Raw genomic sequence first — 14,819 nt, forward strand, 5'->3', positions numbered from 1 at the left:
AAAGAAAAGCCGGGACATGCCCGGCTCTTCCATGCTGCGATGACCGCCGTCAGCGAGGCTGCAGCGTGATGCGGTCCAGCACCCACATCTGCGGGCGCGTGTCGCCGGTGAAGCGCACGCACAGGTCCTGCTTGCCGGTGGTGCCTGCGGGCAGCGGTGCGTCGAGGTCGAGGAAGCCATCCGCGTTCGGCGCGGCCGGCAGCGCGACCGTCGCCAGCGTATGGCCCTTGCAGCCGCCGCCCAGGATTTCCAGTTCGCCCAGCGGCGACTTCGCCGGTTCGAAGGTGCGGTGCGGCTCGTCGTGCGCGAGCTGGAAGTAGTAGGGAATGCGGCCCGCACGTACCCGGATCGAGGCGATGCCTTCCAGATCGGCCTGGTCCCACTGCCAGCACGGATAGAAGATCGTCGCGTTGAAGATCGCACGTTCGCCGTCGGCCGGGCCATCGTCTTCCAGGCGCAGCAGCAGGCGGCCGGCGTCGGGGCAGACCGACATCGCCTCATCGGTGCGGCTCAGCATCGAAGCGGCGCTCAGTTCGAACGTCGACGCCGGCACCAGGGGGCGACCGTCGGCGAAGGCCGCGGCGCGCAGCGTGGCCGGCAGTTTCACCTCGATCGGCGACGCGAAGGTCGGCGACGCCTGCGTGGGTTCACTGCCGTCGGTGGTGTAGTGCACCGGGTAGTCGAGCGGGTTGGATAGCTTAACCTTTGCATTGCCTGCCTTGCGGTTGTCCTCGGTGGCGATCAGCGGCTCGAACGGTGTCTTCGCGTAGCCCAGGCCGATGGCGTCGTAGCGCTTCAGTTGCGCGGGCAGCCGGGCGGTGAAGCTGGCGAAATCCTTCTTGGCCGCGGGCGACCAGCCGGTTTCGGCGACCGCGGCGAGGCGGGGGAATGCGTTGTGCTGCAGACGCGCGAACGTGCGCGTGTGCTCGGTCCACAGGTTGGCCTGCAGTCCGAGGATGTGGTGGCGCTGGCTTTCCTCGAGATCCGGCGGCACCGGCTCAAAGCCGTAGACATCCTGCAGCGTGATCAGCGCGGGGCGTCCGGGCGGTTCGTTCGGCGAGGCGGTCTGCAGATAGTCGAGGTAGGTCTTGTTCGACGGCGACATCACCACGTCGTGCCCCTGGCGCGCCGCCTGCAGGCCGCCTTCGATGCCGCGCCACGACATCACCGTCGCTTCCGCCGGCAACTTGGCTTCGAGGATCTCGTCCCAGCCGACCAGGCGCTTGCCGTGTCCGGCGAGATACTTCTCGAGGCGTTCCACCAGATAGCCCTGCAGGTCCATCTCGGTCTTCGCACCCACCTGGCGCATGCGCGCCTGTTCGCGCGCGGAAGCTTCCCACTGGTCCTTCACCGCCTCGTCGCCGCCGATATGCACGTAGGTGCCGGGGAACAGGGCGACGACCTCGCCCAGCACGTTCTCGAAGAAGGCAATCGTCGGCTCCTCCACGTTGACGAGGTTGGGGAACACGCCCCATTCGTTCGACGGAACCAGCGGCGTGCCGATCGAACCCAGTTCGGGATAGGCGGCGATCGCCGCGGTCGCATGGCCCGGCACGTTGATCTCCGGCACCACGGTGATGTGGCGCTCGGCGGCGTACTTCACCACGTCGCGGATCTGGTCCTGCGTGTAGAAGCCGCAGTACGGGCGCGGCTCGCCGGTTTTCGGATCCTTGCCGCCGTCGCCGGCGGGAATGCGGCAGCCGCCGATCCCGGTGAGTTTCGGGTACTGCTTGATCTCGATGCGCCAGCCCTGGTCGTCGGTCAGGTGCCAGTGCAGCGTGTTGAGCTTGTGCAGCGCCATCGCGTCGATGATCTTCTTGACGTCGTCGACCTGCTGGAAGTGGCGGGCCGGGTCCAGCATGAAGCCGCGCCAGCCGAATCGCGGTGCGTCCTCGATGTGCAGCACGGGCAGCGTGGCCCCGCCCTTGTCGCCCTGCGTGACCAGTTGCCACAGCGTCACCGCGCCGTAGAACAGGCCGCGTTCGTCGTGCGCCTGCACGATGATGCCGTCGCGCGTCACGTCGAGCGTATAGGCCTCGGGATTGGCCGAGCCAGCGCCGGCCGGCGCCAGCACGAACTGGATCAGGCCCTTGCCTGTGTCCCCGGTAGTGGCCAGTGCCGGCCCGCCCGCCGACTGCAGGTAGGCGGCGAACTGCCGCGCGACGCGCGTGGCCACGTCGCCCCTGGCGGACAGGCGCGTGCCCGTGCCGACAGTGAAGCTGCCGGTGCCGGTTTCCATTACCGCCGGCGCGGGAATCAGCGAAGGCGTGATCGGTGTGGCCGCCACCGTGGTCGTGTCGGCGTCGTCACCCGTCCTGGGCGTGCAGGCGGTGAGCGCGAGCAGCATGAAGGCCAATCCGGCCAGGGCGCGATGGGCGATGCGTCGGTTCATCGGAGTCCTCGATAGCGGCGGGCCTAGCATGCCCAAAAAAAAGCGGGCCAGGACGGATCCGGGCCCGCAGAGGGAGAGTGTTCCCTTACATCGTGAGGCTTAGAACTTGAAGCGGAAGTTCAGGTAGTACTGACGGCCGTTGCTGTAGAACGCGTGCGGCAGGTAGCCCGGTACCGCATCGTTCTCGGTGTAGTACTTCAGCTTCGGGTTGTTGAGGTTCAGGCCATCGAGGCTGATGGTCAGCCACTCGGTGGCCTTGAAGCCCAGCGACGCCGAGACCGTGGCGAAGTCGTCCTGGTAGAAGTTGTCGGCGCGGCTGACGCCGGCGTAGAACGAACTGCGGTAGCTGTAGTTGATGCGTGCGTTGAAGCGGTCGTTCTCGTACCAGCCCGACAGGTTGTAGGTGTTCTCGGAGGTACCGTTGAGCGGCTTGCCGCCATCGGCCTCGCCATCCACGTAGGTGTAGTTGGCGTTGATGCCGAAGTTGTCGCCGATCGGCTGCTCGTAGGTCAGTTCAACGCCGCGGGCCTTGCCGTTCGAGTTGACCGGGATCGACACCAGGTAGTCGCTGTAGACATCCGTGCCGGCCGCCTGGCTGGCCTGCTGGTCCTTGTACTGCACGATCACGTTGCCGAAGTCGACATAACCGTCCAGGTCCATGGAAAACACGCTGGCGGCCAGCAGCGCGCGGGGAGCGAAGTACCACTCCAGCGACGCGTCGAAGTTGGTCGACACCAGCGGGTCGAGGTTCGGATTGCCGCCGCTGCCTTCGTGCGTGAGGTCGTTCAGCGTCAGCGAACCGGCCAGCGCGGAGAAGTCCGGGCGGGTCATGGTCTTGCTGCCCGACACGCGCGCCACCAGGGAGTCGGTCAGCTCGAACTTGAAGTTCACGCTGGGCAGCAGCTCGTTGTAGTCGTTGTTCACCACGACCGGCAGGTAGTCGCCGAACGCCGACCCGGTGATCGCGCCCGGAATGCCCGAGTTGACCGCCAGCGCCTGGTTGTAGTTCACGTCGGTCTGCGTACGCACGTAGCGCAGGCCGGCGTTGCCGCTCCAGCGGTCGCCGCGGAAGTTCAACTGCGCGTACACCGCGTTGATGTCTTCCTTCACGCCGTAGACGTCGGAGAAGTAGAAGCGCTCCGGGTTGTTGCGGTTGGCGAAGCGGGCATTGATCTCCGCCAGCTGCGCGGGCGTGTAGTACCAGATGCCCGACGGCACGTTGCCGCCCACGCCGAAGTCGCCGGGATACGCGCCGCCGGCCGCCGGGTACGCCGCGATGTCGGTCCAGTTGGTGGCCCAGTTGGGACCCTGCGCGAGCGAGAAGTCGTTGCTGCGCTCATGCGTGGCATAGCGGTAGCCGAAGTCCAGCGAGGACAGGGTGTCGTTGTCGAAGAAGAACTGGCCGTCCGCCGACGCCCAGTCTTCCTTGTCCAGCACATCGATGCCCTGCGCGCCGAAGATCCAGCCGTTCTGCGGCAAGTGGTTCGCCGCCGTGTTGGTGCCGCCCAGCGACCAGTCGATCGGATTGCCGACCCCGTTCATGCTCCAGCTCGCGCCCGCATTGCCGGCGATGCCGGTTTCCAGCACGTCCTGCGTGGGGCTACTGCCCCGGCCCTTGGTGGAGCCCAGCTGGAAGACGAACTTCAGCGCGTCGCTGGCATTCCACTCGGCATCGAGGGCGATGTACTTGGACGTGGACTCGGCGCCCGGCCGCGAGATCATGTCGTATACGCCGTACGGGGTGACGGTCGTGCCGCCGGTCACCGGCGCGTAGGTGGCGCTGGTCAGCACGCCGTTCTCGACGGTGTAGCTGGTGGGGATCTGCGAGTTGACGAACTGGCTGGCCCACATCATGTAGTTGCGGTTGTAGTTGTCCGCCTTGAGGCGCGAGTAGAACGCGTTGACGTTCAGCGTCAGGTTGTCGGTGACCTTCGCCTCGATGTTGGCCACGCCACCCTGGCGCTTGCGCACCTGTTCGAACAGCGCCGCGCCGATCAGGTTGGGATACAGCACGCCATCGAGGTCGGGATTGGTGGAGGTGATGGTGCCGTAGCCGCCCACCACTTCCTGGCCATCGCGACGCAGGCTGCGCTCTTCATTGAAGACCTGCACCAGCAGGCCAGCCGTGCCTTCATCGTTGCGCCAGTTCAGCAGCGCATCGAGCTGCGGCTTGGTGTCGCCCGGCAGGTCGGAATGGACCGCACCGATGGAGCCCTGGATCGTCAGCGGTTCGGCGAACTGCAGCGGACGGCGGGTGATGATGTTCACCGAGCCGGCGGTGCCTCCTTCGACCAGCTTCGCTTCGGAGGTCTTGTGCACCACCACGCGGTCGACGATTTCGGACGGATACAGCGAGTAGCTCACGCTGCGGCCGACATTGCCCACCTGGCTCAGCACGAACCAGTCGCCGGTGCCGATGCCGTGTCCGTTGACAAGGGTCTGGGTGAGGCTGGGATTGGTGCCGCGCAGGCTGACGCGGTCGGCTTCGTCGAAGCCGCCTTCGCTGGCGCTGGACGACGCGATGTTGACGCCGGGCAGCTGGCGCAGGGTGTCGGCCACGTTCTTGGCCGGCAGCTTGCCGATGTCTTCGGCGGTGACGACTTCGACGTGCGTGGCGGCGTCGCGCTTGGCATCGAGGGCCTTCTCGATGCTGCCGCGGATACCGGTGACCACGACGGTGTCCAGGTCGGTCGCGGCCGTGTCGGCCGGTGCGGCTTCCTGCGCGTGGACCTGCATCGAGAACGCGAGCCCGGCGGCGATCGAGGCCGAAAGGATCGAGGTGCGGTACTTCATGATGTCTCTCCCATCATTGTTTTTAGAGTTCCGGCAGCCATCGCTCGCGCTGTTCCGCCGTGCTTGGTACTTCGATGTCGCCTGGCGTTGCACGTATCCCCTGCACCCCGCCCCTTCCTGCTCCGCGCCTGTGCCGGCGCTTTCCTTCATGTGTCTCCGTCGCGATCCAGGTACCACCGGGCCGCGCCGATGACGCCCAGCTGCCCGTGCTCCACCAGCTTCACGGGGATGCGTTCGAGCGCCTCGCGCATCGATCCCTTGTTGAGGAATCGCGCGACGAAACTGCTCTGGATCAGGAATCCGCGGATCTTCGGCAGGATGCCGCCGGCGAGATACACGCCGCCCTGCACGCCGTAAAGAAGCGCCATGTCGCCGACGACGCTGCCGAGCAGGCCGCAGAACACATCGAGGCTTTCGCGCGCCAGCGGGTCGTCGCCCGACAGCGCGGCGGCCGTGACCTGGCCCGGGTGCGTGTAGGCCGAAGGCGCGGCGCCGCGGACGGCGCACAGCGCGGCATGCAGGTTCAACAGGCCGGGGCCGGACAGCGCCTGTTCCACCGGCACGTGCGTGCGGGTCTTCAGCATCTCGGCCAGCAGCGCCATCTCGAGCGCGTTGCCGGCGGTGAGCGCGGCCTGGCCGGCTTCCGTCGCCAGCACCACGGCGCGCGGGCCGACCGGGATCCACACCGCCGCGCCCAAACCGGTGCCCGGGCCGAGGATCAGCGTGGGGCCGCGGGTCGGTGCGATCGCCGGGCCGGTGAGCTGCAGCACCTGGCTGGCGTCCACCTGCGCGGCGGCATGCGCCACGGCTTCGAAATCGTTGACCAGGCGGACGTCGTCGAAGCCGAGCTGCGTGCGCAGTTCCGCCAGCGAAAGGCGCCAGGGCAGGTTGTTGGTGATGACGGTGCCGTCTTCCAGCGCATAGCCGGCGCTGGCGATCACGCCACGGGTCGCGCGCCCGTGGTCGAGGCCCAGGTGTTGCAGGAAATCCTCGACGATGTCGCCCAGGCCGGCGTGGTCGGCGCAGGCGTACTTGCGGTACTCCAGCACGTGGACCGGCATCCCGGCGTCGCCGCTGCCGCGCACCAGGCCGATGCGGACGTGGGTGCCACCGACGTCCGCCGCGATGAAGGCGTCGTGCGCCCCGCGGCTGGCATCTGTCGGCAATGGATTGGCAATGGCGACCACACGTCTCCTCACATGTTCGCGGCCGGGACCCCGTCATCCCGATATGGCCGGAGTGTGGAAAGTGTTTGACAACGTTGTCAAGACTCTGTCATGAAATAGCCGTCTGGCGGCCGAGGCGATGCATGGAACCGACAACAATGCTCGTATTCATTATTCAATTGAGCGCATTGGTGTCGCCAATTGCGGCATGCAAAGGCGGAAAAGCGCTAAGTCCTACAGGACTTTATGTTGCGGCGCACTATGCCGGTGCACTCACGGAAGGAAGGCCAGATCGCTTGGAGGCCTTCAAGTTCCGGGGGGACTGCCTGATGGCTTTGACAACGTTGTTCCCGATGTCGCGCGCAGGCGCGACATCCCAGATCGAGGGGATTGCATGAGTACCGCCGCTGGAACCACCCCGCTCCGTTCGCTCGCCATCGTCGGCGTGCTGTTCTTCATCATCGGGTTCTTCACCTGGATCAACGGCCCGCTGATCACCTTCGTGCAGCTTGCCTTCGATCTGGACGAGGTGAATGCCTTCCTCGTGCTGATGGTGTTCTACCTGTCGTACTTCTTCCTCGCGTTGCCTGCTGCGGTGCTGCTCAAGCGCACCGGCATGAAGAAGGGGCTGGCCGCCAGCCTGTTCGTGATGGCGGTGGGGGCGGCGATGTTCGGCGAGTTCTCCACCCAGCGCTGGTACCCCGGTGCGTTGGCCGGCCTGTTCGTGATCGGCGGCGGCCTGGCGCTGCTGCAGACGGCGGTGAACCCCTACGTCAGCATCCTCGGCCCCATCGAGAGCGCCGCGCAGCGCATCGCGCTGATGGGCATCTGCAACAAGATCGCCGGCATGCTGGCGCCGATCGTGATCGGCACGCTGGTATTGCACGGCGTGGGCGATCTCGCGGCGCAGGTCGAGGCGGCCGATCCCGTCGCCAAGGCGGCGCTGCTGGACGCGTTCGCAGCGAAGATCCACCTGCCGTACCTGGTGATGGCCGGCCTCCTGGTCGTGGTCGCCATCGGCATCCTGTTCTCGCCGCTGCCCGAGGTGAAGCCGTCCGAGGTCAATGCCGCGCCCGCGGCCGATGCCGCCGATGGCGCACGTGGCCTGTCGCGCTTCCCGCACCTGTGGCTGGGCGTGCTCTGCCTGTTCCTCTACGTGGGGGTGGAGGTGTTGGCGGGCGACGCGATCGGCACCTATGGAAGGGGCTTCGGCCTGCCGCTGGACCAGACCAAGCTGTTCACCACCTACACCCTGTTCGCGATGCTGGCCGGTTACCTGGTCGGCCTGGCCGTGATCCCGCGCTTCGTGTCGCAGGAACGCTACCTCGCCATCTCCGCCACGCTGGGGGTGCTGTTCGCCCTCGGCGCGCTGCTGACGCACGGCTATGTGTCGGTCGGCTTCGTCGCTGCACTGGGCTTCGCCAACGCGATGATGTGGCCGGCGATCTTCCCGTTGGCGATCAAGGGGCTGGGCCGGCACACCGAGACCGGATCGGCCCTGCTGATCATGGGCATCGCCGGCGGAGCGATCCTGCCGCAGCTGTTCGCGGTGCTGAAGCAGCACTACGACTTCCAGGTCGTGTTCGCCGGACTGGCCATTCCCGGCTACCTGTACATCCTCTACTACGCGCTGGCCGGGCACCGCGTGGGCAGCGCGAAACGGGCGGCGACGGGCGTCCCGGAACGCGGCATCATGGTGGACTCGCCTCCATGACGGAAACGCCCATGCGCCGACCCACCATCAAGGACGTCGCCGAACGCGCGAAGGTCTCGCTGAAGACCGTGTCCCGGGTCATCAACAACGAGCCGTCGGTGCTGCAGGGCACGCGTGCGCGCGTGCTGCACGCCATTGCCGAACTGGACTACGAACCGGACCAGTCCGCGCGCAACCTGCGCAGCGGCACGCCGTTCGTGATCGGTCTGGTCTACGACAACCCCAACCCGTACCACATCATCGGCGTGCAGAACGGCGTGCTGGCCGCCTGCAAGGAGACCGGCTTCGGCCTGCAGATCCATCCGGTGGATTCCACCTCGCCGTTGCTGGCCGAGGAGCTCGTGGAATTCGTCCAGCGTTCGCGCCTGGCCGGATTGGTGCTGACCGCGCCGATGTCCGAACGCGCCGACCTGGTGACGGCATTGGCTGCGCGCGGGGTGAAGCTGGTGCGCATCATCGCCGCGACCGAAGATCCGGAAGACGGCCTGCCGTGCGTCTATGTCGATGATCGCGATGCCGCCTACGAGATCACCGAACACCTGATCCAGCTCGGACACCAGCGCATCGGCTTCCTGTGGGGCGGACTGGCGCACCGGTCGAGTACCGAACGCTATGCCGGTTACGAGAAAGCGTTGAAGGACTACGGCATCACCCTCGACAAGCATCTCGTCGTGCCGGGCGATTACACGTTCGACGACGGTTTCCGCGGCGCGCGCCGCCTGCTGGCACTGCGCGAACCGCCCACGGCGATCTTCGGTTCCAACGATGAAATTGCGGCCGGCGTGCTGGCGGCGGCGAAGTCGGCCGGCATGAACGTGCCTTACGACCTGTCCATCGCCGGTTTCGAGGACAGCCCGTTCTCCAAGCAGTCGTGGCCGCCGCTGACCACCGCCAAGCAGGCGACGCAGGACATCGCAAAACAGGCCGCACGCCTGCTGATCGCCGGCCTGCGTACCGATGCCTATGACGACAACCCCACCCCCGTGCACAACCAGGGCTTCGTGCCGCAGTTGGTGGTGCGGGGCTCCACGGCGCCGGTCCGTCCGCGCGCCGACCGACCCGAACCGCTCTCGCCATGACCGACACGCTACTGCCTGCGCCTTCCGACACCCTGATGCACCAGGAGGCGGCCCAGACCGCCGACATCGTCGCCGACCAGTACGCGCGCAACGCCGCGACGGTTAAAGCGCTGGCGGACGACCTGCGCCGTAATCCTCCACCGTTCGTGGTGACCTGCGCGCGCGGCAGTTCCGATCATGCGGCGACGTATGCGAAGTATCTGTTCGAGACGCAGCTCGGCGTGGTCACAGCGTCGGCGTCGCCGTCGGTGGGGTCGGTGTACGAAGTGAAGCAGCGACTGGCCGATGCGCTGTACGTGGTGATCTCGCAGTCGGGCAAGAGCCCGGACCTGCTGCGCAACGCGAGCGCGGCCAAGGAGGCCGGCGCACGCGTGGTCGCACTGGTGAACGTGGAAGACTCGCCGCTGGCGCAACTCGCCGACACCGTGCTGCCGCTGCGCGCCGGTCCCGAGCGCAGCGTGGCGGCAACCAAGAGCTACCTGGGTTCGCTCGCGGCGATCCTGCAGCTGGCCGCGTACTGGAAGGACGAGGCGCCGCTGCATGCCGCCGCCGATGCCCTGCCCGACGCGCTGCGTCGCGCGTGGCAGGCGGACTGGTCGCCGCTGAGCGATGGATTGGTGGGTGCGCACAACCTGTTCGTGCTGGGACGAGGCTTGGGCCTCGCCGCCGCGCAGGAAGCCGCATTGAAATTCAAGGAAACCTGCGGCCTGCACGCCGAGGCCTACAGTTCGGCGGAAGTGAAACACGGACCGATGGCGCTGGTGGGTCCGGGCTTCCCGGTGCTCTGCTTCGCCCAGCCGGACGAAACCGAAGCCGGCACGCTGGCGCTGGCGCAGGAATTCCGCGACCGCGGTGCGCAGGTGTGGGTGGCATCGCGCCAGGGCGATCTGCCACTGGTCGAGGCACCGCATCCGGCGTGCGCGCCGCTGCTGACCATCCAGAGCTTCTACCGGGCGATCAATGCGCTCGCGCTGCGTCGCGGCCACAATCCGGATGTGCCGCCGCACCTCAACAAGGTCACGGAAACGGTATGAACGCGACGAGCGCCGCCATTGCCCTCTGCAACGCCCGCGTGCTGACGCCGGACGGCTTCGTCGAAGGCCTGGCGGTACTGATGCAGGACGGCCGCATCGCCGACCTGCTCGCGGACGATGCGATCCCGTCAGATGCGGTGCGGCACGATCTTCGCGGCGCGACGTTGCTGCCCGGCTTCATCGATGCGCAGGTCAACGGTGGCGGCGGCGCGCTGTTCAACAACGACACCACGGTGGACGCGATCCGCACGATCGCGAAGGCGCACCGGCGCTTCGGCACGACCGGCCTGTTGCCGACCTTGATCAGCGACGATGCCGACGTGATGGCGCGCGCGATCGCGGCGACACGCGACGCCATCGCGCAGGGGGTGCCGGGCGTCCTCGGCATCCACCTGGAGGGCCCGTACATCGCGCCCGCGCGCAAGGGCACGCACGATGCGGCCAAGTTCCGCGTGCCCGGCGCGGACGAAATCGCGATGGCGACGTCGCTCGATAGCGGCGTGACCCTGCTGACCCTGGCGCCCGAACAGGTGCCGACCGACACCATTCGCACCTTGGTGGCGCGTGGTGCGATCGTCGTCGCCGGCCACACGGCGGGCAGCTACGAACAGATCCGCGCCGGCATCGACGCGGGCGTGTCGGGCTTCACCCATCTGTACAACGCGATGTCGCCGTTGCAGGGCCGCGAACCGGGCGCGGTCGGTGCTGCGCTGGAGGACGACAGCTGCTGGTGTGGCGTGATCGTCGATGGCGTGCACGTGCATCCGGCCAGCCTGCGCGTCGCGTTGGCGGCCAAGCCGCGCGGCAAGGTGGTCCTGGTCACCGATGCGATGCCGATGGTCGGTTCGGACGATCCGTCGTTCGATCTGTATGGCGAAACCATCACCGCCGTCGACGGCGTGGTGCGCAATGCCGCCGGCGCGTTGGCGGGTTCGGCGTTGGACATGATCACCGCCGTGCGCAACTGCGTGCGGTTGCTCGGCCTGCCGCTGGACGAGGCGGCACGCATGGCGTCCACCTATCCTGCCGATGTCCTCGGCCTGGGCGGGACGCGCGGCCGCATCGCGCCCGGCTACCGTGCCGACCTGGTGGCGCTGGACGCCGACCTGCAGATCGTCGGCACGTGGATCGGCGGCGCCTGATCCCGCGCGCATGAGCGTCGCGCCGGCCCGGTTCGCGTCCGTAGATGCGCTGCGCGGCCTGACGGTCGCCGCGATGCTGCTGGTCAACACGCCGGGCGATTGGTCGCATGTCTACGCACCGCTGCTGCACGCGGAATGGCATGGCGTGACACCGACCGACCTGGTGTTTCCGTTCTTCCTCTTCATCGTCGGCGTATCGATCTCGCTGGGCATCGTGCCGCGTAGCGAAACAGGCGTGGCGCATGGCGTGCTGGTGCGCGCGCTGCTGTGGCGCGCGGCGAAGATCGTCGCGCTCGGCCTGGCGCTGCACCTGCTGGCGTACCTGATGCTGGACCGTCCGCACTTCCGCCCCTGGGGCGTGCTGCAGCGGATCGGCCTGTGTTTCGCTGCGGCCGGCCTGATCGCGCTGTACGTGAAGCCTCGCCTGCAGTGGGCATTGATCGGCGCGGTCCTGCTCGGCTACTGGGCGCTGCTCGCGCCGTCCGGCTATGCGGCCTACACGAACCTGCCGGCACGCATCGACACGGCGTTGTTCGCGCCGTGGCTGTACCAGTGGGATACGACGCTCGCGCGCGGGCAGGATCCGGAGGGGTTGCTGAGCACGCTGCCGGCCATCGCCACCACGCTGTTCGGCGTGCGCGCCGGCGCCTGGTTGCGGGGAGGCGCGCTTCGCACGCTGGTGCTGGCCGGCATGGCGGCCGTGGCCCTCGGACTGGCATGGAGCAGTGTGTTTCCATTGAACAAGGCGCTGTGGACATCGTCGTATGCGCTGTTCTCCGCCGGCTGCGCATCGCTCGCGCTGGCGTTCGCCCATGCGGCGGTGGACCGGCAGGGGTGGCCGGCGGTGGGGCGGCGCTTCGGTGTGAATGCCATCGCCGCCTATGTCGGCGCCGCCGTGATGACGTACGTACTGCTCGCGCTTGGCTGGATGGAGCCGCTGTACCGGGTCGGATTCGCCAACTGGATGACGCCGCGCTTCGGACCGTACCTGCCGTCGCTGGCCTTCGCGCTGTCGTTCGTCGGCGTGTGGTGGCTGGTCGTGTGGGCGATGGATCGCCGCGGCTGGTACGTGAAGGTCTGAAGCTCCGCCGTCGTCACGCTTTTCTTCGCTCCGCAGGCGTACAAGGGCAACGAGCCCCGCCGGATGCCGCCTGCATGAAGATGCCGTTGCTGCTTGTCTGTTGCCTGTGCGTATCCGCCTGCCAGCGGGCGTCGATCACCGAGGAGGGCGCGAAGGCGGTGGTGGCCTCCCGCGTCATGCCCACGACCGGCTCCGCCGCGGGCACGGCAGCGACGCCGGCACCGGCCGGGACCGGGGCGGCGATGACCGGCACGGGCCGCACCATGGCAGGACTGTCGCGCGCGCGGCAGGTCCCCGACCCGCCGTTCACCAGTACGCCGGTCGCCACGTTCAACGAGCCCTGGGCGATGACGTTCCTGCCGGACGGTCGCCTGCTGGTGACCGAGAAATCCGGGAAGCTCCGCCTGGCCAACGTCGCGAGCGGCCAGGTCGGCGAGATCATCGGGGTGCCGACGGTCGCCTACGGCGGGCAGGGGGGCTTCGGCGACGTGCTGCTGCATCCCCGCTTCGCCGACAACCGGCTGGTCTATGTCAGCTATGCGGAAGCCGGCAGCGGCGGCACGCGCGGCGCTGCCGTGGCGCGCGCCACGCTGCAGCTCGATGCCAGTGGCAATGGCGGAAGCCTGTCCAACCTGCAGGTGATCTGGCGCCAGCTGCCGAAAGTGTCAGGCTCGAATCACTACGGACACCGCCTCGCTTTCGGGGCGGACGGCAAGTTGTGGATCACCTCGAGCGAGCGCGATCAGCAGACGCCTGCACAGGACCTGCAGTCCTCACTCGGCAAGCTGATCCGGCTCAACGACGATGGCAGCCTGCCGCCGGACAATCCGTTCGCGGCGCAGGGCGGCATTGCGGCGCAGGTGTGGAGCCTGGGCCACCGCAACCTGCTCGGCATCGCCTTCGATCCGTCGGGACAGCTGTGGACGCATGAAATGGGGCCGTCGGGCGGCGACGAGCTGAACCTGATCGAACGCGGCGCCAACTATGGCTGGCCCGTCGTGTCCAACGGCGACCAGTACGACGGCACTCCGATCCCGGACCACGTGACGCGACCGGACTTGAACGCGCCCGAGGCCTGGTGGTCGCCGGTCATCGCGCCGGCGGGCTTCGTCATCTACACCGGCAACCTGTTTCCCTGGTTCCGCGGCAAGGGCTTCATCGGCGGCCTGGCCTCGCAGGCGCTGGTCGAGATCGAATTCACCGGCACGCAGGCGCGCGAGGCGCGGCGCTATCCGATGGGGCGGCGCATCCGCGAGGTCGAACAGGGGCCGGACGGCGCGCTGTGGTTGCTGGAGGACGGCGCCGGCGGGCGGTTGCTGAAGCTCATGCCCAACCGCAGCTGATCAGGCCGGGCGGCCGTCCGCGCGCGTCTCGCGTCCGTTGCGGATGTCCAGGTACAGGCTGTAGGCGGCGGTGAACGCCGGCAGCAGGTTCTGCAGCACGCCCACCGCATCCTGCTTGGACGAGAACAGGAAGTAGCTCAGCGCCATCAGGCTGCCGGCCAGGCTCATGTACCAGAACAGGCGCGGGATGACGGGCCGGCGCGCGCGCCGCGAGGCGACGAACTGCACCACCCAGCGCGCGCCGAACATGGCGGCGCCGGTCAGGCCGATCAGCTTCCAGGGCGTCATGTGCAGGCCGGTCCAGCCCAGCCAGACGAGTTCCTGGTCCATCACGCTCATGGCTTGCGCCCCGCGTTGATCTCGCTGATCGCGGTGACGTGGCTGCGCTGGATCAGCCACGAGACGCCCATGAGATCGCGCACGCCCACGAGGGCGCGCCCGAGGTTGGTGTACTTCGACTGCCCCGACCCACGCGGCCGGTGCGAGACCGGCACGCTGACGGTCTTCCAGCCCGCGCGCTGCATCAGCGCGGGCAGGTAGCGATGCATGTGGTCGAAATAGGGGAGGTCCAGGAAGGCGGCGCGCTCGAACAGTTTGATGCCGCAGCCGGTGTCCGGCGTGTCGTCGCGCAGCAGGCGCTGGCGGATGCGGTTGGCCCAGCGCGACGCCCAGCGCTTGCTGGCGGTGTCCTTGCGGTCGACGCGCCAGCCGGCGAACAGCTTGGTCTGTGCATCGGCGGCGTCGCGCGCGGCGAGCAGCTTCGGGATGTCGCCGGGGTCGTTCTGGCCATCGCCGTCCAGCGTCGCGATCCACGGCGACAGGGCCTGCTTCACGCCGGTACGGATCGCCGTGCTCTGCCCGCTGCGGCGATGGTGCACCAGCACCCGCAGCTCGGGGACCTCGGCCTTCAGGGCCGTCAGCACGTCGCGGGTGTCGTCGTCGGACTGGTCGTCCACGCACACGATGTCGAAGGCGACGTGGCCGCGCAGGTGGCGTACCACTTCCTCGACCAGCGGCCCGATGTTGCCGCGCTCGTTGAAGACGGGAATGACGACGGACAGACTCGTCATGGGGC

11 protein-coding genes are annotated in these 14,819 nt (G+C 67.9%); 6 read left to right on the top strand and 5 right to left on the bottom strand.

Annotated elements, in window-relative coordinates:
• Positions 1 to 49: 49 nt before the first annotated feature.
• From Q0907_RS12445 to Q0907_RS12455, 3 genes are all read right to left on the bottom strand, one after another.
• On the bottom strand, positions 50 to 2,392 hold the full coding sequence (locus Q0907_RS12445) for a family 20 glycosylhydrolase (protein ID WP_299345138.1): 2,343 nt from the start codon (positions 2,390 to 2,392) through the stop codon (positions 50 to 52).
• A 99-nt stretch (positions 2,393 to 2,491) separates the two neighbouring features.
• Positions 2,492 to 5,185, bottom strand: coding sequence for a TonB-dependent receptor (locus Q0907_RS12450; RefSeq protein WP_299345141.1), 2,694 nt, complete (start codon positions 5,183 to 5,185; stop codon positions 2,492 to 2,494).
• 146 nt (positions 5,186 to 5,331) lie between these two features.
• Positions 5,332 to 6,363 carry a glucokinase family protein gene (locus tag Q0907_RS12455; RefSeq protein ID WP_299345258.1) on the bottom strand — a complete coding sequence of 344 codons (1,032 nt, stop codon included), beginning with the start codon at positions 6,361 to 6,363 and terminating at the stop codon, positions 5,332 to 5,334.
• A gap of 382 nt (positions 6,364 to 6,745) precedes the next feature.
• On the opposite strand from Q0907_RS12455, the gene Q0907_RS12460 reads away from it, so the two are divergent.
• The 6 genes from Q0907_RS12460 to Q0907_RS12485 all read left to right on the top strand — a co-directional run bounded on the left by Q0907_RS12460 (position 6,746) and on the right by Q0907_RS12485 (position 13,744).
• Positions 6,746 to 8,065 (top strand): sugar MFS transporter, encoded by a 1,320-nt coding sequence (locus Q0907_RS12460; protein ID WP_299345143.1) that lies wholly within the window; start codon positions 6,746 to 6,748, stop codon positions 8,063 to 8,065.
• Between the two features lie 11 nt (positions 8,066 to 8,076).
• The gene (locus tag Q0907_RS12465; protein ID WP_296281363.1) at positions 8,077 to 9,144 is read left to right on the top strand and encodes a LacI family DNA-binding transcriptional regulator; all 1,068 of its coding nucleotides are present in this window, start codon (positions 8,077 to 8,079) and stop codon (positions 9,142 to 9,144) included.
• Positions 9,141 to 10,178 carry an SIS domain-containing protein gene (locus Q0907_RS12470; protein WP_299345145.1) on the top strand — a complete coding sequence of 346 codons (1,038 nt, stop codon included), beginning with the start codon at positions 9,141 to 9,143 and terminating at the stop codon, positions 10,176 to 10,178. Before Q0907_RS12465 ends, Q0907_RS12470 begins: the two co-directional genes overlap by 4 nt.
• Positions 10,175 to 11,320: an N-acetylglucosamine-6-phosphate deacetylase gene (gene nagA, locus Q0907_RS12475; RefSeq protein WP_299345148.1), complete on the top strand. Its 1,146-nt coding sequence runs from the start codon at positions 10,175 to 10,177 to the stop codon at positions 11,318 to 11,320. Before Q0907_RS12470 ends, nagA begins: the two co-directional genes overlap by 4 nt.
• 10 nt (positions 11,321 to 11,330) lie before the next feature.
• Positions 11,331 to 12,401 (top strand): heparan-alpha-glucosaminide N-acetyltransferase domain-containing protein, encoded by a 1,071-nt coding sequence (locus Q0907_RS12480; protein WP_299345150.1) that lies wholly within the window; start codon positions 11,331 to 11,333, stop codon positions 12,399 to 12,401.
• 176 nt (positions 12,402 to 12,577) lie between these two features.
• Entirely contained in the window at positions 12,578 to 13,744 is a 1,167-nt protein-coding gene (locus Q0907_RS12485; RefSeq protein ID WP_299345261.1) for a PQQ-dependent sugar dehydrogenase, read from the top strand.
• Here Q0907_RS12485 and Q0907_RS12490 read toward each other — a convergent pair whose 3' ends face one another.
• Both Q0907_RS12490 and Q0907_RS12495 read right to left on the bottom strand, forming a co-directional pair.
• Complete coding sequence (locus tag Q0907_RS12490; RefSeq protein WP_299345153.1) at positions 13,745 to 14,083, bottom strand: lipid-A-disaccharide synthase N-terminal domain-containing protein; 339 nt, start codon at positions 14,081 to 14,083, stop codon at positions 13,745 to 13,747.
• Positions 14,080 to 14,814, bottom strand: a complete 735-nt coding sequence (locus Q0907_RS12495) for a glycosyltransferase family 2 protein (RefSeq protein ID WP_296281368.1) — start codon at positions 14,812 to 14,814, stop codon at positions 14,080 to 14,082. Before Q0907_RS12495 ends, Q0907_RS12490 begins: the two co-directional genes overlap by 4 nt.
• Positions 14,815 to 14,819 lie beyond the last annotated feature (5 nt).

Origin of the sequence: uncultured Pseudoxanthomonas sp. (assembly GCF_947498795.1) — a bacterium.
GTDB lineage: Bacteria > Pseudomonadota > Gammaproteobacteria > Xanthomonadales > Xanthomonadaceae > Pseudoxanthomonas_A.